Here is a 22,586-nt window from a genome sequence, read left to right on the forward strand (position 1 = left end):
CAACGCCACACCGCCCCTCATTTCCACCGAGGGGCTTCCCGGAGCGCTATAACGCTCACGGTTCAACTCGAGGAGTCTCCGTGGGAATCATCCGGTTGGTGGGAGTGATGCTCGCCGTCGCGGGCGGCGTGTTGCTGTGGACGGGGCTGAATGCGCGCGAGTCGCTGACCGAGCGCGCGACGCAGGTCATCACGGGCAAGTACAGCGAGAACACCACGCTGTACATCGCTGGCGGTGGCGCCGCGCTGGCGGGCGGCATCCTCCTCGCGCTGTTCGGAGGCGGCTCGCGCAAGCGTCGCTAGCCACGGACCGACTCCCCCCAAGGCTCAAGGGAGCAGCGCGCCGATTCGGGTCTGGACGAAGGCCCCGGCCAGTCCCAGGGCGAACACCGCGCCGAGCGCCCAGCCCAGTCGCACGGTGAGCGCCCGTTGCCCGGAGACGCGTGCCACCACCACGAAGCTGACGGCGGCGCTCGCGAGTGACGCGATGGTGGCGCCGACTCCCGCGGTGGTCGGTGACAGCGACCCATGTGAACTCAGTGACGCGGCCGAGGCCACCGCCGACGCGCTCGACACCAGTCCTCCCAGCGCGCTCACCGCATAGAAACCCGCGTGGCCCAACAGGCTCTGTCCCACCGTGCCCACCACCTGGAAGAAGAGCAACATCGCGCCGAACTTGAGCGCGGACTTGAGCGAGAAGGGGCTCTCCAGGGGCAACGACGGCGCGGCGCCCGCGCTGCTCGGGGCCTGGCGAACCCTCACCAGCGCGAGCCCCATGCTCGACAGCAGGATGAGCGAGAGCGGCACCACGGAGTTCACCATCGCGCGATACGACAGGATGCCGAGCAGGACGGCATTGCGCAGCGCCATCGCCGCCGTGGCCAGCATGACGCCTCGGTACGCGACGTCCTGGAGCCGTCCGTCTGTCTCCTTCACGCGATGGGCCAGCTCCGTCACCGTGACGGTGCTGTTGACGAGTCCGCCCAGGAACCCCGTCACCTCCACGCCGCGCGTTCCGAAGAGCTTGAGCAACACGTAGTTCACGAACCCCATCGCCGCGACGAGGATGACCGTCACCCACGCGACGCGAGGCACGATGAGCCCCCAGGGGTCCACGGGCTCGGTCGGCAACACCGGGTAGATGGCGAAGGCGAGGATGGCCAGCAGGATGGCCGAGCGCAGCTCCTCTGCGGTGATCTTGCTGCTGAAGCCCGCCAGCCGCTCCTTCCACGTGAGCAACCCCGCGCTCGTCACGGCCACCGCCGCGGGCGTCACCACATGTCCCAGGCCACACAGCACTCCCGTGAAGCCGGTGACGAGCAGCGCGGCGGAGGTGGTCAGCTCCGCGCCCTCGTTCGCGCGCAGCGACTGCCAGTTCAGGAAGCCCACCAACACGCCCAGCAGGGCCACCGCGGTGATGGCGAACGGAGTGCCCAGCAGCCCGCCCATGGCACCCAGCAGCGATGCGAAGCCGAAGGTGCGCAACCCGGCCTCCTTGCCACGCCACTCACGCTCCAACCCCACGAACAGGCCCACCCCCAAGGCCAGCGTCAAGCGCATCAACGTCTCGAGCGGCGGCCACGCAACGGCCGGCGGAAGTCCTTCCATCAAGGGGGTGCCTCTCCTTCGTGGAGCGAAGTCTTCAAGTGGTGTGGCGCGGCGCCTCGTGCGCGGCGTCGCCGACGGCATGCAGCCGGGACCATCCCCGCTCACGCAACAGATGCTGGATGGGTTCTCGCAGCGATGCCCGGAGGCGCTGCATGGCGTCCGGAGTCCCGTCTTCGCTCACGGACACCCGCCAGGAGGTGCCCCCGCCCACCAGTGGCGGCGCCTCCTCACCGGGCAGGATGAGTCGCACCACGAGCGGCGGCGGCCCGTGCGCATCGCCTTCACCTGTGGCGCCATCCACCGTGGCCCGAGCCCGGTCCCCAGCGGAGAGGCCATTGAAGACGGTGACGGCCTGCTCGGCCACGGTGGGGCGCGAGCATTGGAAGATGACGCGCCAGGGGCGGCGCGCGGGTTTCTCCGTGGGCATCATCAGCCAACGGAAGAGCAGCACGGCGAGCGTGGCGCCGAGCATCTGCGCGGCGACGAAGGACTCGACATCCATCGCATGCAGGGCACTGGCGCGGGTGCTCACCGCGCGCGCGAGGATGAGCGCGGGATTGGCGAGCGAGCGTGAATCGGTGAACCAGACGGTGGCGGCGACATAGCTGGCGACGACCAGGGGCGTGGCGGACGGACGGCCGCGCACGCACCCTCGGACCACCACCAGCAGGCCGAACGTGGCGACCAGCTCCGTGAGGAACTGGGAGGAGCTGGCGGAAGGCGCGCGCGTCGCGATGAGCAGGGGCTCGCCGCACATGAGATGCGCCACCAGCCGTCCGACCAGACCCCCGCCGAGCTGGGCGAGCACGTAGCGAGGCACGTCCTTCCACGGCGTGCCGTCCTCCAGCGCGTCCGCGAAGGTGAGGGCGGGATTGAAGTGCGCCCCGGACAACGGCTGGAGCACCAGCGTGAGGCAGGCGAGGACGGCGCCCGCGGCCAGGGACATGAAGAGGCGCCCGTCGGTGGCGCTCACACCCAGGTGCTCCGCGCCGTGGTGGGCGCCCTCGAGTGCCACCACGAGCAGCCCGCAGCCGAGCGCTTCGACCGCGAGCCGGCGGGGCCGGTTCAGGCGCCCCGTGCCGGACGATGTCGTCGTGGATGGAAGTGCACCCGTCATCGCCTGACCCTCCAGCGGATCTCCCACCCTATGCCTCGACGAAAGGGTCGTCAAAGCCGAGCGCGAGGGTTCGCGCGAATGCCGACGAGCAGACAGACGGGCTCGCTCGCGGGGGCTCGGACGTCTCCGTCACCGAGCCCCCACGAGGTGTCCGCGAGGCTACGCGTTCAGCGCCGCGGCGTGATGCCGCAGGTGGTCCTCCATGAACGTGGAGATGAAGTAGTAGCCGTGGTCATACCCATCATGGATGCGCAGCGTGAGCGGCTGCCCCGTGGCGTCGCAGGCCTCCTTCAGCAGCTCCGGCTTGAGCTGCTCCTGGAGGAACTTGTCGCCCGTGCCCTGGTCCACCAGCAGCGGGGGAAGCCGCGTCTTCGCGGAGCGGATGAGCTCCGTGGCGTCGTACTCGCGCCACGTGGCCGTGTCCTCTCCCAGGTAGCCCTTGAACGCCTTCTGTCCCCAGGGCACGCGCATGGGCGCGACGATGGGCGCGAAGGCGGACACGGAGCGGTAGCGCTCCGGATTGCGCAGCGCGCACACCAGCGCGCCATGGCCTCCCATGGAGTGCCCGAAGATGCCCTGGCGGTCCTCCCGGGCGGGGAAGTGCTCGGCGATGAGCGCGGGCAATTCCCGGGTGACGTACGTACCCATGCGGTAGCGCGCGGACCAGGGCGCCTGGGTGGCGTCCAGGTAGAAACCCGCGCCCACGCCGAAGTCCCACGCCGCATCCTCGCCGGGATAACCCGCGCCTCGCGGACTGGTATCGGGGGCCACCAGCATCACCCCCAGCTCGGAGGCCACGCGCTGCGCACCCCCCTTGATGAGGAAGGTGTCCTCCGTGCACGTGAGGCCGGCGAGGTAGTAGAGCACCGGCACCTTGCGCTCCCGCGCCTGCGGCGGAACGAAGACACCGAAGCGCATCTCACCCCCGCACGCCTCGGACCCGTGCTTGTAGAAGCCGACGGTGCCGTCGAAGCAGCGGTGCTGGCTCAGCAGTGTGGGGGCCGCCGTCATGAGTACTTCACCACGCTGCGGATGGACTCGCCCCGGTGCATCAGGTCGAAGCCCTGGTTGATGTCCTCCAGCTTCAGCGTGTGGGTGATGAGGTCGTCGACGTTGATCTTCCCGTTCATGTACCAGTCGACAATCTGGGGCACGTCCGTCCGGCCGCGCGCGCCGCCGAACGCGCTGCCCTTCCACACGCGCCCCGTGACGAGCTGGAACGGACGCGTCTTGATCTCCTGCCCGGCTCCCGCCACGCCGATGACGATGCTCTCGCCCCAGCCCCGGTGGCAGCACTCGAGCGCCTGGCGCATCGTGTTCACGTTGCCGATGCACTCGAAGCTGTAGTCCGCGCCGCCGTTCGTCAGGTTGACGAGGTAGGGCACCAGGTCCCCCTCGACTTCCTTCGGGTTGACGAAGTGGGTGAGGCCGAACTTCTCCGCCATCGCCTTGCGCGCGGGGTTGATGTCCACGCCGACAATCTGGTCAGCGCCCACCATGCGCGCGGCCTGCACCACGTTGAGGCCGATTCCACCGAGCCCGAAGACGACGACGCGCGCGCCCGCCTCCACCTTCGCCGTGTACACCACCGCGCCGATGCCCGTCGTCACGCCGCAGCCGATGTAGCAGACCTTGTCGAACGGGGCGTCCTCGCGAATCTTCGCGACCGCTATCTCCGGCAGCACCGTGAACTGCGCGAAGGTCGACGTGCCCATGTAGTGGTGCACGCTCTGCTTGCCCAGCCGGAAGCGACTGGTGCCGTCCGGCATCAGCCCCTTGCCCTGCGTCGCGCGGATGGCCGTACACAGGTTCGTCTTGCGCGACAGGCACGACTTACACTGCCGACACTCCGGCGTGTACAGCGGGATGACGTGGTCGCCCTTGCGCAGCGTCGTCACGCCCGGCCCCACGTCCACCACCACGCCCGCGCCCTCGTGCCCGAGGATGGCGGGGAACAAGCCCTCCGGGTCCTGCCCGGAGAGCGTGAACTCGTCCGTGTGGCAGATGCCGGTGGCCTTCAGCTCGATGAGCACCTCTCCCGCCTTGGGCCCCTCGAGGTGAACCGTCTCGATGCTCAACGGCTTTCCTGCCTCGAGCGCCACCGCCGCGCGCACGTCCATACACGAGCCTCCCTGTGAAGTTTGAGGCCCCAGCGTAATGCGCGCGGTGCCCCCGGGGCACGACGGAATCACCGCGTGACGCCCAGGAAACGCTTCTGCTGGCCGAGAAAAGAAGAAGGGCCTGGAACCGGTGCGCGGTTCCAGGCCCTGGAGCTTCAGGAAGGCGAGGGGACTACGGCGTGCCCGCCGCGGCCTGGGCCTTGGTGGCCTTCTGCGCCTCGCTGAACTTCTTGGTCATGTCCGCGAACTGGACCTGGAAGTCGTCCATGCGCTTCTGGTGCTCGGCGGCGCGGGCGTTCGCCTCGGCGACGACGGCCGGGTCCTTCGCGTTCTCGGCGGCCTCCGACAGCGCCATCTCCTTCTGCTGCCGCTCGTACTCCATGAGGCGGCCCATCACCACGCGCTTGTTGAGGTACGTGTTGGCGTGGTTGGGGTTGATGGCGATGACCTGGTCGTAATAGTTGAGCGACTTCTCCAGGTCGGCCTTGACGATGGGCGCCGCCATGGAGCGCGCGCCACCGCGCTGGGCGTAGATCTCCGCGATCCACCCGAGGGACGCATCGTCCTTCGGCTCCAGCTTCAGGGCCTCGTTGAAGTACTTCTCGGCCGATTCCGTGGCGCCGCCCTGCATGTTCATGCTGGCGAGCGTCCGGTACGTCTCGGCCCTCTCCGCCGGCGTGGTCTTCATCTCGAGGATCTTCAGGACGGCCTCGCTGGCCTTGTCGGTCTCCCCGAGCTGGAGGTGGGCGAACGCCTTCTTCTCCCAGACCTTCTCCTGCTTGGGGTCCGCCTGGAGCGACAGCGCGTACGCCGCGGCGGCCTCCTTGTACTCCTTCTTGCTCAAGTGATTGCTGCCCTTGATGCGCTCCGCCTTGCCGACGTCCTCTTCGCCTTTACAGGCCACCGTGCCGCTCAGGGCGAGAACTCCGAACACCAGACCGACTCGTGCCAGTCGCTTCATGTGTATGAACCTTTCGAGCGGGCCTGGGGAGTCGACCCCGGCCCCATCCATCCTGCTGTCCGCTCATCGTGTGGGACCCGGCCTCACGGGTCCGAAAGCCCGGCAAGCATACCCGAAGTCCCGCTCCCAGCACCCATGCCAGGCGAGCCTGCCCTCCAAGCATTCGGCCTCCCTCGGTCCCCCCCGAGTCTCGCCCCCCGTCCAGCCCTGGCGGTGACTCGGGGTACGGGTGGAGGAGGCGCGGCCCTGTCCCCCCGACCCGGACCTTGCCCGGCGTCGTGCCCGTGGACCGTTAGGGGCCCGTCGCGCGAATCGAGTCGATGTCGAACGCGATGCCCACGCCCGACACCGGGTCCAGGCGCAGGTCGGTGATGGTCCCGTTCCACCCCGCGACGCCCTGCATGTTGAACGTGAGCGACTGGTAGGTGCCGCCGCCGGGGTGGTTCACGGTCGCCAGATCCAAGAGCTGGCCGGCGTGCGGTTCCGCACGTCGTTGAGCTGATTGTCGGAGGGGGGGACCTCCTCGCCCGGCAGGGGACGTCGGGTGAGCAGCGCCACGTTGCGCTTGATGACGTTGAAGCGCTCGCTGCCGTCCTCCGGGAACACGCCGTGGCCGACGTGCTCGAAGAAGAACGCGTGACTTTCGGGTGGCGGCGGTGGTGCTGGATGCCTGGCGGGAGTGGCCATAGTGTGAAGGCTGGTTCCTTCTTCGGAGCGTGCGCCCCTTGACTGTCCTCACTCGACGAACCGTGCTCCAGGGGCTCGCCGTCACCGCCGCGGGGTGTGCCTCGACGCGGCCGATTCGCGCGCCGCGTCCCGGGCCGTCGCTGCCACTGGGCGCGCAGCTGGGAGACGTGCGCACCGGCGCCGTCACCGTCTGGGGCAAGGCGGACCGGGCCTCGCGTCTCGTGGTGGAGTGGAGCGAGGACTCCCGGCTCGTGAAGGGCGTGCACCGCATTGAGGGCGCCGCGCTCACCGAGGCCACGGACTACACCGGCGTGGTGGACCTCACCGGCCTGCCGGCGGGGCGCGAGGTCTTCGTGCGCGTGCTCGCGGAGGATGGCGGCGGGACTGGCGAGGAGTGGCGTGGGCGGTTCCTCACGTCACCGGACTCGGCCCGGGACGTGTGCTTCGCGTGGAGCGCGGACGTGTGCGGTCAGGGTTGGGGCATCAACCCGGAGTGGGGCGGGTACCGGGGCTTCGCGGCGGTGCACGCCTTGCGTCCCGACTTCTTCCTTCACGTCGGCGATGTCATCTACGCGGACAACCCGCTGCTCCCAGAGGTCGTCCTCCCGGATGGGCGCGTATGGCGCAACCGCGTGACGCCCGCGAAGTCGAAGGTCGCCGAGACGCTGGAGGAGCTGCGCGGGAACTTCGCCTACAACTTCCTGGATGAGTCCCTGCGGGCCCTCGCGAAGGACGTGCCCATCGCGTACCAGTGGGATGACCACGAGGTGCGCAACAACTGGTATCCGGGGCGCAGCCTCGCAGGTGACGCCCGCTACACGCAGGTCGCGGACGAGGCGGTGCTCGGTGCTCGGGCGCGTCAGGCGTTCTTCGAGTACTCGCCCGTGGGCGGCGCCGCGCGAGCCGAGGGACGCATCCATCGCCAGCTCTCACAAGGCCCGATGCTGGACGTGTTCATCCCGGACGTGCGCGCCTTCCGCGCGCCGAACTCCGTCAATCGCCAGGAGCAGCAGGGGCCGGAGACGGCGTTCCTCGGACGCGCGCAGCTCGATGGGCTCAAGCAGGCGCTGGCGGCGTCACGGGCGACGTGGAAGGTGATTGCCACGAGCATGCCGCTGGGGCTCATCGTCCCGGCGGAGAAGCTTCCGGACGGAGCTCACATCATGGAGGCGTGGGCCAACGGCCCGGGTTCGCCGCTGGGTCGCGAGCTGGAGCTGGCGGAGTTGCTGTCCTTCTTGAAGGAGCGGAAGGTGCGCAACGTGGTGTTCGTCACCGCGGACGTGCACTACCCGGCCATGCATCACTTCCACCCGGACCGGGCGCGCTTCCGCGACTTCGACCCGTTCTGGGAGTTCGTCGCGGGGCCACTCAACGCGGGCACGTTCGGTCCGAGCGCGCTCGATGAGACCTTCGGTCCGGAGGTGAAGTGGCATCGGCCGGCGACAGTGATGAACGCGGCGCCGTGGGAAGGGCAGCAGTACTTCGGCAGCGTCCGCATCCAGGGGAATAGCGGCGTGATGACCGTCGCCATCCATGACCTGACGGGCAAGGCGCTGCACTCCGTGGAGCTGGAGCCGCACCGATGACGCTCATGTTCGTCGTCCTGCTGGTGGGGCTGGGCGTGGCCGCGGCCCTCTTCTTCTCATCGAAGCGCCCGTTGGTGCTCCCGGTGCCGAAGCGCTCCGCGCTGGAGGTCTGCAATCACTGCGGCCAGGCGCGGACGCTGCTCGACGAAGAGCTGGACGACGTCCACTTGAACGATGAACAGCGCCGGCAGGAGCAGAGCGGCGCCGTCGACTATCACGTCTGGTGGTGTGGCTACTGCGAGGACGGCGTGGTGACGCGCAATGCGCAGTTCGTCCAGACGGTGGGCGTGTGCCGGGCATGCAGCGGTCGCGCGGAGCAGTCCATGAAGACCGTCGTTCCCGCCACGGCGACCCGTGGCGGAGAGCTCCAGGTGGAGCTGGCCTGCCAGGGTTGTGGCCATCTCCAACGCTTCTGGCGGTACACGCCCCGCGTCACGCTCGCGAAGTGAGCCTGCTACGTCGTGAGCACCAGTTTGACGAGCTCCGGGGGACTGCCGACGCGCATGGGCGGCCCCCAGAAGCCGCAGCCCCGGCTCACGTAGATATGCGAGTCCTGGTGCTGGTAGAGCCCCGCCGCGTGCTCCCACGCGAAGCCGATGAACAGCGTCATCGGGACGAGCTGTCCGCCGTGGGTGTGGCCTGAAATCTGGAGGTCCATCCCTCGCTCGGCGGCCACCTTGAAGTTCGCGGGCTGGTGCGCGAGCAACACGGCCGCCCGGTCCGGCTCTCGTCCCGCGAGCGCCAGGTCCAGGTCGTAGCCCTTCCGGTTGTTCCGTCTCCAGCCACTCCAGTCGTCAACACCGACCAGGTCCAGTGAGGCGCCCGCGTCGCCGACTCGCACATGGCGGTTGCGCAGCGTCTGGATGTCGAGCGACTGGAGGAACGCCGTCCACTCCTCGTCACCGGAGTAGTAGTCGTGATTGCCGGTGACGAAGTAGCTGCCGTAACGAGAGCGCAGCCCTTGGAGCGCGGCCACTGCGCCGCCCAGCGTGGGCACGTCACCGTCCACCAGGTCACCGGTGATGGCGACCAGGTCCGGCTTGAGGGCATTCGTCTGCCGCACCAGTTCGTCCATGTAGCGGCGCTCGATGAACGGACCCACGTGGATGTCCGTGAGCTGGACGATGGAGAGCCCATCCAGCTCGCGTGGCAGCTTGGGAATCCGGATGGCCAGCTCCGTCACCAACGGCGGTGCGAACGCCCGCCAGTGGCCGTACGACGCCAGCCCTCCACCCGCGAGTGCCGCGCCTCCCGCGAGCGCGCGTCCGAGGAACTTCCTGCGCTCCTCGTCCACGGGTGGCTCGGTGGGTGATGGAGCCTCCTGAACGGAGGTCGAGAGCGCGGGTAGGGTGGCAGTGTCTCGCCGCCGTCGGACCCATCGTCCCAGACCGACCAGCGCCCGCAGCAGATCCATGGCCAGGAGCGCGAGCACCAGGCAGAGCGCCACGCCCATCCAGGTATACGTGGCCACCGTCACGGTGCGCTCCAGTCCCTCCGGGAGCGCATCCAGCAGCGTGCGCCGCATCCCCAGCAGCAGCGTCAGAAGCCCGAGCACGACGATGGCCACGAAGCGGGCCGCGCGACTCCGCACCAACTCCCGGACCAGCCGTCGGTAGAGGTACAGGTGGCCCAGCACCGCGCCGAGTCCGATGAGCATCGAGAAGGAGAAGATTCGGAACGGCATGCGCGAGCGACCCGAGGCGAGAACGAAAGGGAAGGGTAACACGGTGCCCATGCCGGGGCCGCTCTGTCGACAGGATGGCGCCCGCGTCCTCGCGATTGAACAGAGTCCCTTCCAGGTCCGCTTCGGGCGGGTAGATTCCGCGGCGCGCGACAGGCGAGCGTCACGAGGGGACACGCATGGACAAGGTCATCGTCATCACAGGGGCGAGTGGAGGCATTGGCGCGGGGCTGGCTCGCGTGGCGGGAGCGCGTGGGGCGAAGCTGGTGCTGGCCGCTCGCCGTCGGGCAGAGCTGGAGGTCGTCGCCAATCGTTCCGGTCGCGACTCGCTCGCCGTCGTCACCGACGTGACGTCGCGCGCGCAGGTGGAGCGGCTTCGCGACGCGGCGCTGGAGCGCTTCGGCCGCATCGACGTCTGGGTGAACAACGCCGGACGCGGCATCACCCGCTCCGTGGCCGAGCTCACCGACGAGGACCTGGAGTCGATGTGGCACGACAATGTCCACAGCGCGCTCTACGGGATGCAGGCTGTCCTGCCGCACTTCCAGGCGCGCAACGCGGGACAGATTCTCAACATCTCCAGCACGCTGGGGCGCCTGCCCGTCGTGCCCCATCGTTCGGCGTACAGCGCGGCCAAGCACGCGTTGAACGCGCTGAGCGCCTGTCTCCGGCTGGAGCTGCGCCAGACGCACCCGGGAATCTCCGTCACGGTGGTGATGCCCGGCGTCGTGGCCACTGAGTTCGGTTCGAACGCGCTGGGCGGCGGGCTGGACTCACGCGCGCTTCCCGGAGCCCAACCCGTCGAGGAGGCCGTGGAGGTCATCCTCGACGCCATCGCCCACCCACGTCCGGAGGTCTTCACGAAGGCGTCCACGCACGCCGAAGTGGAGCGCTACTACCACGACGTCGCCGCGTTCGAGGCGGACCCGGGCATGCGTCCCGGGCGCTGAGCGTGTCGTGACGCCCGGGAGTCGCGGTGCTCCCGGGCGCGTGCGTCACTCGTAGCGGAGCGACTCGATGGGGGCCAGGCTCGCGGCACGGCGCGCGGGCCAGATGCCGAAGAACACGCCCACGGAGGCGGAGAAGGCGATGGCCACCACGATGGCCTCGGGGGCCACCACCATGGTCCACCCCATGAGCTTCTGGAGCACCGCCGCGCCACCCACGCCCAGCACCAGGCCGAGCGTGCCACCGGCCAGACACAGCACCAGGGACTCGACGAGGAACTGGAGCAGGATGTCCGTGCCCGTGGCTCCCAGCGCCTTGCGCAGACCAATCTCGCGCGTCCGCTCCGTCACGGAGACGAGCATGATGTTCATGATGCCGATGCCTCCCACCAACAGGGAGATGGCGGCGATGCCGGCCAAGAGCAGCGAGAAGGTCTGCGTCGTCTCCTGCACCGTCGCGAGCAGCGAGGCCTGGTCCCGGATGTTGAAGTCGGCCTGCTCCTCCGGGCGGAGCCGGTGCTCCCGGCGCAGCTTGAGGTCGATCTCCGCCATCGCGTCATCCATGCCCTTGTCGGTGGCCGCCTGCACGGCGATGGAGCGGATGCGGTCGCTGCCCATCACCCGGAACTGCGCGGTGGACAGCGGGATGTAGAGGCTCTCGTCGGGGTTGGCGAAGCCCTGCGAGCCCTTCTCCGCGAGCACGCCGATGACCTCGAAGGGGATGCCTCGGATGCGTACCGTCTCGCCCACCAACGACGAGGAGTCCCGCAGGCCGAGCTGCGCTCCCGCCAGCGCTCCCAGCACCACCACGCGCCGGCGGCCCCGGTCCTCCGCGTCGGTGAACAGCCGGCCCGCCACGATGTTGGACTCGTTGATGGTGAAGTAGGCTGGCCACGTGCCCACCACCGACAGGTTCGCGTTGCCCGCGCCGTACTCCACCTGGAAGCGCGACTCGATTTCCGGCGCCACGGCCTGGATGTGCTTCGCGTTGGTGCGCAGCGCCTCCGCGTCGTCGATGGTCATCGTCGCCTGGCCTCGGCCCAGTCCTCCCGAGAACGACTGTCCGGGGCGCACCGTCAGGACGTTCGTCCCGAGCGTCTTCAGGCGCTGCTCCACCGAGCGCTGGGCCCCTTCGCCCAACGCCACCATGGTGATGACCGCGGCGATGCCGATGACGATGCCCAGCATGGTCAACAGCGACCGCAGCTTGTTGGCGAGGACCGCGTCGAACGCGACCAAGATGATTTCACCCATGACCTGCCTCCTCCTCCGCTCGCCCGCTAACGACCGCCGCGCCCACCACCCGCACCACCACCCATGCCCGGCATCATTCCGCCGGTCGCCGCCTTCATCCGCTCGTTGCGCTGCTGTTGCTGCTGCTGGAGCTGCGCCACGGACACGAGCAGCACCTGCTCGCCCGCCTCCAGCCCGCTGACGACCTCCGAGCTCTCCCAGTCACTCAGGCCCAGCATCACCTTGCGCGGCTCCGGTCCCTTCGGGCCCTGCACGAAGACGAGCCCCGGCCGCGTGTCACCCGTCGCCTGCCCGCCTTCGCGACCACCCCGATTGCGTCGCCCCTCGCCCGCGCCCTCCGGCGCCCCGGCCGTCGTCGGCGTCGCCACGTTCACCGGCGTGACTGTCCCCGCGGCCACCGCGCCCTTGTCTCCGGCGGGAGGCGTGCCCTCGGTGCCGCTCGTCGGAGCCGCGCTCGTGCCACCCGTGCCCGAGCCACCCCGTCCACGACCTTCGCCCGCTGGACGCATCAGCGCGCGCACCGAGTCCTCCGTGAGCCCCACCGCCAGCGCCGCGGCGCGAGCATCCCGCAGGCTGACCACGGCGGAGTTGGGGACGGTGATGGCGTCGCGGCGGCGCGAGATTTCAATGGCCACCTCCGCGTTCATTCCCGGGCGCAGCAGGCCATCCGGGTTGTCCAGGCGCACCAGCACCGGGAAGAGGGTGACGTTCTGTTCCACCAGCGCCTGCGGTTCGATCTTCACGACCTCGCCGACGAAGGTCTTTCCCGGGTACGCCTCCATCGTCACGCGCGCCTTGAGGCCCGCCTTGATCTGGCCCACGTCCGTCTCGTCCACCTTGGCGCGCACCTGCATGACGGACAGGTCCGCCATCTTGAACAGCGTGCTGCCACCGGACACGTTGGAGGTGGCCGACGCGATGATGAGCCCGGGCTGAATCGTCCGCTCCAGCAGCGTCCCGGCGCTGGGGGCGCGGATGGTGACGTCGCGGCTGCGCTCCTTGGCGAGCTGGAGGTTCGTCTCCGCGCGCACCTTGGCCGCTTGCGCGGTGGCGTAGGCGTCCACCGTCGTCTCGAACTCCTGCTGGGTGACGTAGCCGGACTGGCGCAGCGTCTCCATGCGCTGGCGCTGGGCCGACGTCGTGTTCAGCCGCACCCGCGCGGACTCCAGGTCCGCCTGTGCCTGGGCCAGCGCGTTCTGCACGTCGCGCGGATCTATCTCCGCGAGCAGCGCGTCCTTCTCCACCTTGTCGCCGGTGTCGAACAGCACGCGCAGCACTTCACCGGAGGCCTTGGACTTCACCTCCACCACGCGCAGCGGCTCCACCAGGCCGGCGGACTCCGCGACGACCTCCATGTCGCGGCGCTCCACCACCGCCACGGCGGCCGAGCGCTCCGGTGTCTTGGGCTCCGTGCTCCGCTGGGTGGCCCAGACGCCCGCTCCAATCAGGACCGCCGCGACACCCGTGATGACCATCTTCTTCGCCTTGCTCACGACGTCCTCCAGGTCTTCGTGGCCGCGCGGTGCGCGGTCCAGCTCAATTCCGCTTCAGCTCATCCCGCTCGATGACGCCGTCCTTCAAGAACAGCACCCGCCGCGCGTACGCCGCGATGTCCGACTCGTGCGTGACGATCATCAACGTCTGGCCCTGGGAATGAAGCTCCCCGAAGAGGGCCATGATCTCCTCACCCGTCTTGCTGTCGAGCGCGCCCGTGGGCTCGTCCGCCAGCAGCAGCGCCGGCTGCGTCACCAATGCGCGGGCAATGGCCACGCGCTGACGCTGACCGCCGGACAGCTCGTTGGGCCGGTGGTCCTTGCGTCCGCCCAGGCCCACCTTCTCCAGCATCGCCGCCGCGCGCTCCTGGCGGACCTTCTTCGGCACGCGCGCGTACACCAGCGGCAGCGCCACGTTGTCCAGCGCGGAGGCGCGGGGCAGCAGGTTGAAGCTCTGGAACACGAAGCCCAGCTCGCGGTTGCGGATGCGCGCCAGCGCGTTCTCCGTCATGCCCGCGACGGGCTGGCCGTTGAGCCAGTACTGCCCGCCGCTCGGCACATCCAGGCAGCCGATGAGGTTCATGAAGGTGGACTTGCCGGAGCCCGAGGGGCCCATGACGGCCACGTACTCGTTGCGGCGGATGGTGAGGTCCACGCCGCGCAGCGCGCGCACCACCTCCGAGCCCATCGTGTAGTCCTTGCGCAGGCCCTCCACGCGGATGACCACGTCCGCGATGTCCCGCGCCGTCGCGTTGCTCTCCATGGCGGTGCTCACAACGGCCTCCCGGCGAGCGCTTCCAGCTCGGCGCGCGCGATGCGGTAGTCGAACCGAGATGACACGAGGTTGCTCTCCGCCTGGACCAGGTTCTCCTGGGACGTCAGCAGCTCCAGGATGGTGGTGGCGCCCAGACGGTAGCGCTCTTCCTGCACCTTGAGGTCCTCGCGCGCCACTTCCACGGCCTGCTCGGACAGGGTGATGCGGTCGGCCGAGAGGCGAAGCTGAGCCAGCGCCTGGCTGGCCCCCGACCTCACCGCGCGCCGCGTGTCAGCCAGCTGCGCCATGGAGGTGACTTCCTGAGTCTTGGCCCGCTGCACCCGCTCCTCACGCAGGAAGCCGTCGAAGATGGGGTAGGAGAGGCCCAGGCGCACCGACCAGCTCGTCCTGCCGCCGGTGAAGCTCGGGTCCTGGTTGAGCCAGTCATAGCCGGCGGTCAGGCGCACGTTCGGCAGGTAGGTCGCCTTCGCGACATTCACACCCGCCTCGGAGGCGCGCAGCGTGGAGGCCGCGGCGAGCACCGCGGGCGCGTTGGACTCCAACTCGGTGATGAGCGCCGCCTCGGTGAGGGTGAACGGCTGGGGGCCCAGGTTCTCGCTGGCCTGGGCTTGCGCCGGACCATCCTCGCCGATGAGGCGTCCCAGCGACAGGGCCGCCGAGGTGCGCTGGGTCTCCGCCGTCCGCAGCGCCTCTTGGGCCGTGGTGTAGTCCAGCCGTGCCCGCAGCAGGTCCGAGCGCGTCGCCGAGCCCACCGCGAGCCGCCGCTCCGCCGCATCCTCGTTCTGCTTGGCCCGCTCGATGCGCGAGCGCGCCACCGCTTCCAGGCCCGTCGCCCGAAGGACCTCGTAGAAGGAGCGCTGGACGTCGAGCACCGCGCTGGCGCGCTGCGCGGTGAGCTGCGCCCCCGCCGCGCCGGACTGTGCGCGGGTCTGCTTGCGCGTGGCGCTCCGCTGCCCGCCGGTGAAGACGTTCCACGAGGAGGAGACGCCCGCGCCGTACGTGTCATTGGAGCCGGAGACGACGGTGCCCGTATCGCCCAGGATGCGCTGGCTGCTGGAGAGCGAGCCAGACGCGCTCGCCGAGAGCGAGGGGATGTAGGCGCCCACCGCGCTCAGCTCCGCGGCCTCGGCGTTGGTGACGGAGCCCTCGGCCTGCACCACCGCGGGATTCGTCTTGAGCGCCCGCGCGATGGCCTCCTCGAGCGTGACAGTCACGCCCTCGGCCGCGACCTGGGCCGTGAGGCTCTGGGCGGGGGCCTGTGCCTGCGCGCCGTCCTGAGGTGTGGCCTGGGCCGGCGCGGAGGCATTCTTCTGGGCCGCATCCTGGGTGGGCGCATCGGCCGGAGCCTTCTGCGTCTGGGCGGCGTTCTTCTCCGTGCCGGTGGCCTGGGTGGGCGCCTGCGCCGCGCCCATTCCCGGCGTCGCGACGAGGCCGAGCAGGCCCAGCGTCAGCGCCGTCATCCGGTGGGGCCGTCTCTTGAACCACGCTCTCTTGAGCATCGTCATCGCAGCCATGTCCCGTTGAGGGCCGGTGCGCTTCTGGCGCGTCCGGCGGTTCCGAAGCAGGGTGACTGCATGCTCCTTGCCAGTTTTCAACACATCGAAATCTCAGGGGAAACCCGCGATGGGCCTGTGAGCAGCGCCGCTTGAGTGCGGATTCCGCATGCGGTCCGCACGGCCTGGGCCGGCCTGGCCCGCGCGGCGTGAGGTTCGCGCTCCATGGAGAGGGGCCGTGGAGAGGGGCCACCTGCGGCGGGTGGAGGTTGGGCCTCGTGCTTGCACAAGGAGGCCGCGTCGGATGGGCGCACCTCGCGTCGCGGCCCGCTCGACCTCCATTGTCGCGGCCCCCTCGCCGCGCCCACCCTCGGGGAGAGACATGCACATGGGCTCGACAGCAACCAGCCAAGGGGTAGCCCGCGCGGCGCCACGCCATGTGAGAAGGAAGTGCGGATTCCGCACCGTGCATGCAGAGTTCGCAGCGAGCGGAGGCACCTCATGGAGTGGGATTCACCTCGAGAAGGGGCATCGTCGATGAGCGGCGTGTCCCGTTGGAGACCGCGCGGTCCCTGGATGCCCTGGGTGGCGGCGGGGTTGATGTGCGCCGTGCTCCTGTCCGCGGTGCTCTTCATCCGCAGGTCGGCGATGGAGTCCTCCTCGTTGGTGGTGCGAGGCATGGCCAACGTCCTGATGCTCGCCGGGTTGGAGGCCTTCCGGGAGGGCACCGGCGTCCCGAGCCAGCAGTCCTTGGACGCCTTCCTCGCGGCGAACCAGGAAGGGGGCCTGCGCTACGTGGCCATCATCGAGGATGGAAAGGTGCTGGAGTCGGCGGGTGAAGGCTCGCTGGGAGAAATCCAGGACGGCCCCTTGCTGCGAATCGAAGCGGGTCGAGGCCGCTTCATCCATCGACTGCGCAAGCCCAAGCCAGAGACTCCGGCCGTGGCGAACGCGGGCACTCCCCCCGTGGAACCGGCGGCCCCCCAGGAGCCGCGCCGCAATCTGCGCATCGGCTACGAGTACGAGCCTGTCACCGCGCTGGAGTTGACGGACCGCGCGCAGCGCCTGCTGTTCATCGCGGCGGTGTCGTGCGTGGGAATCCTGGGCCTGGCCTTCGCCTTCTCGCGCTCCCTGGCGCAGCGCGAGGCCCTGGCGGCGGAGCTGGAGCGCGGGCGCAGACTCGCCGCGCTGGGCACCATGTCCGCCGTGCTGGCGCATGAGCTGCGCAACCCGCTGGCCTCGCTCAAGGGACACGCGCAGCTGCTCGCGGAGCGCGTGGAGCGCGACGAGGTGCTGCGTCCCAAGGCGGACCGCATCGTCGGCGAGGCGGTGCGGCTGGAGCAGCTGATGAATGACCTGCTGTCCTTCGTGCGCAGTGGAGAGCTGCGGCGCACGGGGACGGACCCCAACGAGGTGCTGCGCGCGGCGGTGGAGGCCACGGGCGAGGCCAGTGTGAATGCGCACTACCTGCCGGACCGCGCGAAGTGGGAGCTGGACCCGGGACGCTTCCAGCAGGCGCTGGAGAACGTGCTGCGCAACGCGGTGCAGGTGAGCCCTGCGGGGCAGCGGGTGGAGGTGGACGTGGCGCAGGAGGGCCAGTCGCTCGTGTTCATCGTGAGGGACTACGGGCCGGGCATTCCGAAGGGGGACGAGGAGCGCATCTTCGAGCCCTTCGTCACCGGGCGGCTGCGCGGCGTGGGGTTGGGGCTCGCCATCACCCGGCGAATCGTGGAGCTGCATGGCGGCTCGGTGAGCGCGAAGACTCATTCTGGCGGCGGCGCGGAGTTCCGGCTCACCGTCCCGGCGAGGGGGACCTGAGCCATGGCGCGCATCCTGGTGGCGGATGACGAGGAGGGCGTGCGCTCGTTCATCGCGGAGGCGCTGGAAGTCGAAGGCCACGTGGTGACGCAGGCGGCGGACGGTGAAGAGGCCGCGCGGCTCCTGGCGAAGCAGGGCGTGGATCTGCTGGTGACGGACCTGCGGATGCCGGGGATGGACGGGCTGACGCTGCTGCGCAAGGTGCGCGAGGAGCAGCCGGACGTGGAGGTCGTCGTCCTCACCGCGGTGGGCTCGGTGGAGAGCGCGGTGTCGGCGATGAAGGCCGGCGCCTTCGAGTACCTCCTCAAGCCCGTGGGCAGCCCGGCCGAGCTGCGGCTGACGGTGGCGCGGGCCCTGGAGCGCCGCGCGCTGTTGAACTTGAAGACGGAGGTGCGTCAGTCCACCACCGAGGTGGTGCTGAGCTGGGGCGCGCCGTCGATGGGACCGGTGGTGGAGGCGCTGCGCAAGGTGTCACCCACGCAGGCCACGGTGTTGCTGGTGGGGGAGAGCGGCACGGGCAAGGAGGTCGCCGCGCGCGCGCTGCACCAGTGGGGTGAGCGCTCGGAGGGGCCCTTCGTCGCGGTCAACTGCGCGGCCCTGACGGAGACGCTGCTGGAGAGCGAGCTGTTCGGCCACGAGAAGGGCGCCTTCACCGGCGCGGTGGCGCAGCGGCGCGGTCGCATCGAACTGGCCCAGGGCGGGACGTTCTTCCTGGACGAGGTGGGGGAGCTGAAGGCGGAGCTGCAGGCCAAGCTCCTGCGCGTGCTCCAGGAGCGGCGCTTCGAGCGCGTGGGTGGCACGCGGACGCTGGAGGCGGACGTGCGCTGGGTGGCGGCGACCAACCGCGACCTCAGGACGATGATGGCCCATGGCGAGTTCCGCGAGGACCTCTACCACCGGCTGGCGGTGTTCCCCATCCGGATGCCCTCGCTGAGAGAGCGCCGCGAGGACCTGCGTCCCCTGTCGGAGCTGCTGTTGCGCCGCATTGGCGACGAGCTGGGGCGCCCGGGGCTGAAGTTGTCTCCGGAGGCGTCCGAGCGATTGGAGGCCTTCTCCTGGCCGGGCAACGTGCGCGAGCTGCGCAACGCCCTGGAGCGCGCGGCCATCCTCGCGGACGGCGCGGTGGTGGAGTCGCGTCACCTGTGGCTGGACCCCACGAGCGCACCGGCGACGACGCTCGCGCCCGTCACGGGCACCGCGCGCCTGCCGGACAAGACGCTGGAGGAGTTGGAGCGGATGGCGATCGACCAGGCCATCGCGGACGAGGGTGGCAACCGGAAGCGCGCCGCGCAGCGGCTGGGCATCGGGTTGCGCACGCTCTACGACAAGCTGCGGCGCTACGGAATGCAGTGAAGCCCGGGGGGCGCGAGCGACAGCCGCCGCGCCCCTCGGTTCGACATCACGGAGGGCCGTAGCCCTGCACGCGGGAGTTCAGCTCCACCGCGGTGGCGTAGATCTGCGCCCACGTCTTGAACTTCAGCTTGTCGCCGAAGCCCTTCTGGTCATTGGCGTAGTCGAACAGGTCCTTGCGGAAGAGGGCGTCGGCCGCCTTGCGCGCGCTGCCGTCCAGGGGCGTGCCCTTGCGGTCGTAGTACCGCAGCAGGTCATAGCCGTAGTCGTGCGTCTTCGCGGCCGGGTCGAACTCCTTGTCCGGGCCAATCTTGCCGGGCGCGGACGCGGAGCCGTGCGGATCCTGCATGCGCTGACCGTGCTTCGTCTGAATGGCGTAGGGCTTGTAGCCCATGACCTTCTCGAAGTCGGCCGGAGGCGGACGAGCACCCGTCAGGTACTCGTTCATCAGCTTGCCGTGGTCCCCGGCGGGAGCGGCGCCGACCTTGGCCGTGCGCTCCGTCGCGCTGGTGCCTCGGGCGAAGGTGTCCTGGGTGTTCGGCCGGACCGGAACCGCCGTGTTGGACCGCTCGGCGGTCGGCGTCTCGGAGCTGTTGGAGAGCGGGCGGCGGGGGGCGACTGGGGGATTGCGCACGAGCATGGAGGACCCGGGGGAAAGCTTCTCTTGAATTGTCGCACTCTGTAGGGTGGAAGTTGCGTCCTTGGGATTAACGCACCGCATTGTGAGAAGGAGGGCTCGTGGGCACGGACCTGTATCGCGACGGAGTGGCGCGGCTGGAGGCGGGGGATGGGAAGGAGGCGAAGCGGCTGCTGGAGGCCGCGCTCCATGAGGCCCCGGGGGATGCGGGGGTGATGCACGCGCTGTCACGGGCGCTGGAGGTGGTGGGGGAGCGCGCGAGGGCAGAGGAGCTGCTGGAGCTGGTCCACGCGAAGGCTCCATCGGAGCCCGGCCCGGCGTGTGATCTGGCGATTGCCCTGCTGGAGCGGGGGGAGGACGCGCGCGCGGCGCGGGTGCTGGCGCCGGTGTTGGCGGCGCATCCCGACCATCCGCGAGCGAACCTGGACCTGGCGTTGGCGCTGGCGAAGACGGAGCCGGACCGGGCAAAGGTTCATGCCCAGCGCGCGGGCCGGAGCTCGAATGCGGACGAGCGCGAGCAGGCGGCCGCGCTGGAGCGGGTGCTGAACGGGCAGGCGCTCTGAGGCCGCGGCGTCACATCTCCCGGACGCTTGCTCTCCTGCTCGCCCGAGCCCGGGCGTAAAGCGCGACGGGCGGCCTCCCGAGGGAAGCCGCCCGCCAGGTGAGGTTCAGCGCGATGCTGGTGCTACGGCTTCGTGTAGTTGATGGTCAGGTTGTACGTCGCGGCGTTGGCGCTGGCGCCGCGCACCATGACGTGGGCCGCCGTCTGACCGGCGGGCACGGTGAGCGTGCACGTTTCGGCCGCTCCGGACAGGTTCGGCCGGCAGTCATAGGCGCTGGTGGTGGGCTGCGAGCCGAAGCGGACGTACAGGTTGGGGTTGCGCGTGCCCGTCATCGCCACGGAGAACGTGGTGCCCGGGACGACGGTGTACGGTCCGTAGCGCGCGTTCGTGTTGCGCGCCACCGAGCCCGTCGCGGTCTCCGTGGTGGGCGTGCCGCCACCGCCACCGCCGGAGTACGTGCCCGTCAGCGTCAGTCCGGAGTAGGACGTGTAGCCGTTGACCATGATGTACCAGGTACCCGCCTGCGGATTGTTGATGGTGCACGTCTCCGCGTTGCCGCCGGTGTACGGGCGGCAGTCGTAGGTGCCGGAGTTCGGCGCGGCGCCGAAGCGCACGTAGAGGTCCGCGTCACCGGTGCCACCCGTGGTGGTGACGACCAGCGAGGAGCGGCCCGCGGGGACCTCCAGCGTGTAGTACTTCTTGTTGCCGGAGCTGCCGGACAGGCCCGTCACCGGCACGCCGTTGCTCAGCGGCGACGTCACCGGGGGCGGGGGCGGCACACCGACGGCCACCCACGCATCCGTCACGGCCTGCACAATCGTGGCGTTGTAGCCCAGCTCCTGCGCGGCCTGGACGGTGTACGCCTTGGCCTGCTCGAACGTGGTGCTCGGGGTGAAGAGGTCCGTGTTGGCCTTGTAGAAGATGCGGCCGGCCGCTTCCGGGCCAATGGCGGCGACGGTGTTCGTCGTCTTGCCGCGCGGGTGCGTGCCACCCTTGGAGAGCAGGGCGAAGACGAGGTTGCTGATGCCGGAGCTGTAGTGCACGTCCACGCCGGACGAGTAGTCGCCGTAGAAGTCCAGCGACACGTCATCCTTGGCCGGGTCGTCCATGTAGCGCAGGGCGTCGTTGGGGATGCCCGGCGTCCAGATGTCCTCACCCACCATGAACACGTCCGCGTCGGTGGCCCAGCTGCGCGTCCAGCTCTCGCACACGCCGGAGAAGATGTCGGACATGGACTCGTTGAGGCCGCCGGACTCACCCGAGTAGATGAGGTCCGACTCGGTGTCCGTCACCGCGTGGGTCAGCTCGTGGACGGTGACGTCCAGGTCCTTGCCCAGCTCGATGGAGTTCACCCCGTCGCCGTCGCCGTACACCATCTGGGTGCCGTCCCAGTACGCGTTCACGTAGTTGTTGCCGTAGTGGACGGTGCTGACGAGCGCGGCGCCCGCGTTGTCGTACGAGTCGCGGCCGAACAGCGTCTGGTAGCAGTTGTACGTCGTACCGAGCTGGTCGTAGTTCATGTCCACGTGGGCATCGCCCGTGGCCGCCTGGCCCTCGCTGCGACGGAGGGTGCCCGGCGTGGTGCTGCCGTTGTTGGCGCTGTGCACCCGGCGGTTGAGCGCCGCGTGAATCTGAGGATGCGTGGCCAGCACGCCGCCGCGCTGCGCGTCGACGTAGACCAGGTCATCGGCCTTCATGCCTTCGCGGGTGCCCACCAGGCGCACCTGCCAGGTCAGGCGGAGCTCCTCGGTGCCCTCGGGACGCAGGAACACCAGCGTGGGAGCGCCCTCGGCGTTGGCGCCTTCGACGGACGTGCCGGCGAGCGCGGCCGTGAGCGCGGCCTCCGAGGCCACTGACGCCTTCGCGGAGGGCGCCGTGCCACCGCGAGCCGAGCCGTTGGCCGCGTAGATGAGACCTTGCGGGTCCGCGTGGAGCACCAGCTCACCGCCCACCACGGGCAGGCCCTGCTCCAACTGCCGGAAGCGCAGGTGCTTGCGGCCCTGTGCGTCCACCGTGCCGCGGCGGAAGACCAGGTCGTCGTTGCGCAGGCGGAAGGCGGAGGCGATCTCCGCCAGGGCCTCGCGTGCCTCGGCGCCAGAGTCGGAACGGGCCCGCTGCGCGGAGACACCATCCGTCGCCAGGCGACCCAGCTCACCGCGAATCAGGAACGGGACTCCTTCCTGCTGTCCGACCACCTCGACTTCAGGCAGTCGCGCCAGCGCGGCCTGGACGTCCGCGTCCTTGGCCTCCGCTGGGGGTGCTTCTCCTTCCGGCTGCACTGAACCGCAAGCCATGAGACCGGCGCCAACCCACGCCGCGCAGAACGTCCTCCAGACATTGCCTCTCAAGAGCACGACCTTTCTGAAGAAGGGGGGCTCTTTCATTGCACCACGTTTATTCGTGTTTCAAGTGGTTTTGATATATAGGTCGGTTTTCCTTGTTTAGAGTTGTTTTACACGCAGCCCTCATTCTGGTGTGTCCATTCGTGGGTAAGGGT

21 protein-coding genes are annotated in these 22,586 nt (G+C 69.6%); 7 read left to right on the forward strand and 14 right to left on the reverse strand.

Annotated elements, in window-relative coordinates:
* Positions 1-80: 80 nt before the first annotated feature.
* Positions 81-302 (forward strand): DUF3185 family protein, encoded by a 222-nt coding sequence (locus G4D83_RS10440; RefSeq protein ID WP_176434253.1) that lies wholly within the window; start codon positions 81-83, stop codon positions 300-302.
* 24 nt (positions 303-326) lie between these two features.
* On the opposite strand, the gene G4D83_RS10445 is transcribed toward G4D83_RS10440, so the two are convergent.
* From G4D83_RS10445 to G4D83_RS10475, 7 genes are all read right to left on the reverse strand, one after another.
* Positions 327-1,607, reverse strand: coding sequence for an MgtC/SapB family protein (locus G4D83_RS10445; RefSeq protein ID WP_240356252.1), 1,281 nt, complete (start codon positions 1,605-1,607; stop codon positions 327-329).
* A 34-nt stretch (positions 1,608-1,641) separates the two neighbouring features.
* On the reverse strand, positions 1,642-2,724 hold the full coding sequence (locus G4D83_RS10450; protein WP_163864551.1) for an aquaporin: 1,083 nt from the start codon (positions 2,722-2,724) through the stop codon (positions 1,642-1,644).
* 159 nt (positions 2,725-2,883) lie between these two features.
* The gene (gene fghA / locus G4D83_RS10455) at positions 2,884-3,735 is read right to left on the reverse strand and encodes an S-formylglutathione hydrolase (protein ID WP_163864552.1); all 852 of its coding nucleotides are present in this window, start codon (positions 3,733-3,735) and stop codon (positions 2,884-2,886) included.
* On the reverse strand, positions 3,732-4,844 hold the full coding sequence (locus tag G4D83_RS10460) for an S-(hydroxymethyl)glutathione dehydrogenase/class III alcohol dehydrogenase (RefSeq protein WP_163864553.1): 1,113 nt from the start codon (positions 4,842-4,844) through the stop codon (positions 3,732-3,734). The genes fghA and G4D83_RS10460 overlap by 4 nt, the downstream gene beginning before the upstream one ends.
* A gap of 172 nt (positions 4,845-5,016) precedes the next feature.
* Complete coding sequence (locus G4D83_RS10465) at positions 5,017-5,805, reverse strand: tetratricopeptide repeat protein (protein ID WP_163864554.1); 789 nt, start codon at positions 5,803-5,805, stop codon at positions 5,017-5,019.
* Between the two features lie 292 nt (positions 5,806-6,097).
* A complete protein-coding gene (locus G4D83_RS10470; protein WP_163864555.1) occupies positions 6,098-6,253 on the reverse strand; it encodes a hypothetical protein in 156 nt (51 codons plus the stop codon).
* Complete coding sequence (locus G4D83_RS10475; protein WP_163864556.1) at positions 6,250-6,492, reverse strand: hypothetical protein; 243 nt, start codon at positions 6,490-6,492, stop codon at positions 6,250-6,252. The genes G4D83_RS10470 and G4D83_RS10475 overlap by 4 nt, the downstream gene beginning before the upstream one ends.
* A gap of 38 nt (positions 6,493-6,530) precedes the next feature.
* Between G4D83_RS10475 and G4D83_RS10480 the strand changes: the two genes are divergently transcribed.
* Positions 6,531-8,078, forward strand: a complete 1,548-nt coding sequence (locus G4D83_RS10480) for an alkaline phosphatase D family protein (RefSeq protein ID WP_163864557.1) — start codon at positions 6,531-6,533, stop codon at positions 8,076-8,078.
* Positions 8,075-8,527, forward strand: coding sequence for a hypothetical protein (locus G4D83_RS10485; protein ID WP_163864558.1), 453 nt, complete (start codon positions 8,075-8,077; stop codon positions 8,525-8,527). Before G4D83_RS10480 ends, G4D83_RS10485 begins: the two co-directional genes overlap by 4 nt.
* 5 nt (positions 8,528-8,532) lie before the next feature.
* Here G4D83_RS10485 and G4D83_RS10490 read toward each other — a convergent pair whose 3' ends face one another.
* Positions 8,533-9,762: a metallophosphoesterase gene (locus tag G4D83_RS10490; protein ID WP_163864559.1), complete on the reverse strand. Its 1,230-nt coding sequence runs from the start codon at positions 9,760-9,762 to the stop codon at positions 8,533-8,535.
* A 176-nt stretch (positions 9,763-9,938) separates the two neighbouring features.
* On the opposite strand from G4D83_RS10490, the gene G4D83_RS10495 reads away from it, so the two are divergent.
* Positions 9,939-10,709: an SDR family oxidoreductase gene (locus G4D83_RS10495; RefSeq protein ID WP_163864560.1), complete on the forward strand. Its 771-nt coding sequence runs from the start codon at positions 9,939-9,941 to the stop codon at positions 10,707-10,709.
* A 45-nt stretch (positions 10,710-10,754) separates the two neighbouring features.
* Here the strand turns inward: G4D83_RS10495 and G4D83_RS10500 are convergent, their stop codons facing one another.
* The 4 genes from G4D83_RS10500 to G4D83_RS10515 are packed head-to-tail and all read right to left on the reverse strand — an operon-like array spanning position 10,755 to position 15,733.
* Positions 10,755-11,960: an ABC transporter permease gene (locus tag G4D83_RS10500; protein ID WP_163864561.1), complete on the reverse strand. Its 1,206-nt coding sequence runs from the start codon at positions 11,958-11,960 to the stop codon at positions 10,755-10,757.
* Between the two features lie 26 nt (positions 11,961-11,986).
* On the reverse strand, positions 11,987-13,453 hold the full coding sequence (locus tag G4D83_RS10505; RefSeq protein ID WP_163864562.1) for an efflux RND transporter periplasmic adaptor subunit: 1,467 nt from the start codon (positions 13,451-13,453) through the stop codon (positions 11,987-11,989).
* 43 nt (positions 13,454-13,496) lie between these two features.
* The gene (locus G4D83_RS10510; protein ID WP_163864746.1) at positions 13,497-14,216 is read right to left on the reverse strand and encodes an ABC transporter ATP-binding protein; all 720 of its coding nucleotides are present in this window, start codon (positions 14,214-14,216) and stop codon (positions 13,497-13,499) included.
* Positions 14,217-14,224: 8 nt separating this feature from the next.
* Positions 14,225-15,733 (reverse strand): TolC family protein, encoded by a 1,509-nt coding sequence (locus tag G4D83_RS10515; protein WP_240356253.1) that lies wholly within the window; start codon positions 15,731-15,733, stop codon positions 14,225-14,227.
* A 525-nt stretch (positions 15,734-16,258) separates the two neighbouring features.
* On the opposite strand from G4D83_RS10515, the gene G4D83_RS10520 reads away from it, so the two are divergent.
* Positions 16,259-17,539, forward strand: coding sequence for a sensor histidine kinase (locus tag G4D83_RS10520; RefSeq protein WP_240356254.1), 1,281 nt, complete (start codon positions 16,259-16,261; stop codon positions 17,537-17,539).
* A 3-nt stretch (positions 17,540-17,542) separates the two neighbouring features.
* Positions 17,543-18,892, forward strand: coding sequence for a sigma-54-dependent transcriptional regulator (locus G4D83_RS10525; protein ID WP_163864563.1), 1,350 nt, complete (start codon positions 17,543-17,545; stop codon positions 18,890-18,892).
* A 46-nt stretch (positions 18,893-18,938) separates the two neighbouring features.
* Here G4D83_RS10525 and G4D83_RS10530 read toward each other — a convergent pair whose 3' ends face one another.
* The gene (locus G4D83_RS10530) at positions 18,939-19,529 is read right to left on the reverse strand and encodes a hypothetical protein (protein ID WP_163864564.1); all 591 of its coding nucleotides are present in this window, start codon (positions 19,527-19,529) and stop codon (positions 18,939-18,941) included.
* A gap of 98 nt (positions 19,530-19,627) precedes the next feature.
* On the opposite strand from G4D83_RS10530, the gene G4D83_RS10535 reads away from it, so the two are divergent.
* Positions 19,628-20,089, forward strand: coding sequence for a tetratricopeptide repeat protein (locus tag G4D83_RS10535; protein WP_163864565.1), 462 nt, complete (start codon positions 19,628-19,630; stop codon positions 20,087-20,089).
* A 122-nt stretch (positions 20,090-20,211) separates the two neighbouring features.
* Here the strand turns inward: G4D83_RS10535 and G4D83_RS10540 are convergent, their stop codons facing one another.
* Positions 20,212-22,383 carry a M4 family metallopeptidase gene (locus G4D83_RS10540; RefSeq protein ID WP_240356255.1) on the reverse strand — a complete coding sequence of 724 codons (2,172 nt, stop codon included), beginning with the start codon at positions 22,381-22,383 and terminating at the stop codon, positions 20,212-20,214.
* Positions 22,384-22,586 lie beyond the last annotated feature (203 nt).

Source organism: Myxococcus eversor, from assembly GCF_010894455.1.
In the GTDB taxonomy this organism is placed as follows: domain Bacteria; phylum Myxococcota; class Myxococcia; order Myxococcales; family Myxococcaceae; genus Myxococcus; species Myxococcus eversor.

Excerpts from the sequence above, each read along its gene's own strand:
- fghA (WP_163864552.1), bottom strand. The coding sequence starts at position 3,735 with ATGACGGCGGCCCCCACACTGCTGAGCCAGCACCGCTGCTTCGACGGC.
- G4D83_RS10495 (WP_163864560.1), top strand. The coding sequence starts at position 9,939 with ATGGACAAGGTCATCGTCATCACAGGGGCGAGTGGAGGCATTGGCGCG.
- G4D83_RS10520 (WP_240356254.1), top strand. The coding sequence starts at position 16,259 with ATGAGCGGCGTGTCCCGTTGGAGACCGCGCGGTCCCTGGATGCCCTGG.
- G4D83_RS10460 (WP_163864553.1), bottom strand. The coding sequence starts at position 4,844 with ATGGACGTGCGCGCGGCGGTGGCGCTCGAGGCAGGAAAGCCGTTGAGC.
- G4D83_RS10525 (WP_163864563.1), top strand. The coding sequence starts at position 17,543 with ATGGCGCGCATCCTGGTGGCGGATGACGAGGAGGGCGTGCGCTCGTTC.
- G4D83_RS10445 (WP_240356252.1), bottom strand. The coding sequence starts at position 1,607 with ATGGAAGGACTTCCGCCGGCCGTTGCGTGGCCGCCGCTCGAGACGTTG.
- G4D83_RS10500 (WP_163864561.1), bottom strand. The coding sequence starts at position 11,960 with ATGGGTGAAATCATCTTGGTCGCGTTCGACGCGGTCCTCGCCAACAAG.
- G4D83_RS10450 (WP_163864551.1), bottom strand. The coding sequence starts at position 2,724 with ATGACGGGTGCACTTCCATCCACGACGACATCGTCCGGCACGGGGCGC.
- G4D83_RS10465 (WP_163864554.1), bottom strand. The coding sequence starts at position 5,805 with ATGAAGCGACTGGCACGAGTCGGTCTGGTGTTCGGAGTTCTCGCCCTG.
- G4D83_RS10515 (WP_240356253.1), bottom strand. The coding sequence starts at position 15,733 with ATGACGATGCTCAAGAGAGCGTGGTTCAAGAGACGGCCCCACCGGATG.
- G4D83_RS10475 (WP_163864556.1), bottom strand. The coding sequence starts at position 6,492 with ATGGCCACTCCCGCCAGGCATCCAGCACCACCGCCGCCACCCGAAAGT.
- G4D83_RS10540 (WP_240356255.1), bottom strand. The coding sequence starts at position 22,383 with ATGGCTTGCGGTTCAGTGCAGCCGGAAGGAGAAGCACCCCCAGCGGAG.
- G4D83_RS10530 (WP_163864564.1), bottom strand. The coding sequence starts at position 19,529 with ATGCTCGTGCGCAATCCCCCAGTCGCCCCCCGCCGCCCGCTCTCCAAC.
- G4D83_RS10510 (WP_163864746.1), bottom strand. The coding sequence starts at position 14,216 with ATGGAGAGCAACGCGACGGCGCGGGACATCGCGGACGTGGTCATCCGC.
- G4D83_RS10490 (WP_163864559.1), bottom strand. The coding sequence starts at position 9,762 with ATGCCGTTCCGAATCTTCTCCTTCTCGATGCTCATCGGACTCGGCGCG.
- G4D83_RS10485 (WP_163864558.1), top strand. The coding sequence starts at position 8,075 with ATGACGCTCATGTTCGTCGTCCTGCTGGTGGGGCTGGGCGTGGCCGCG.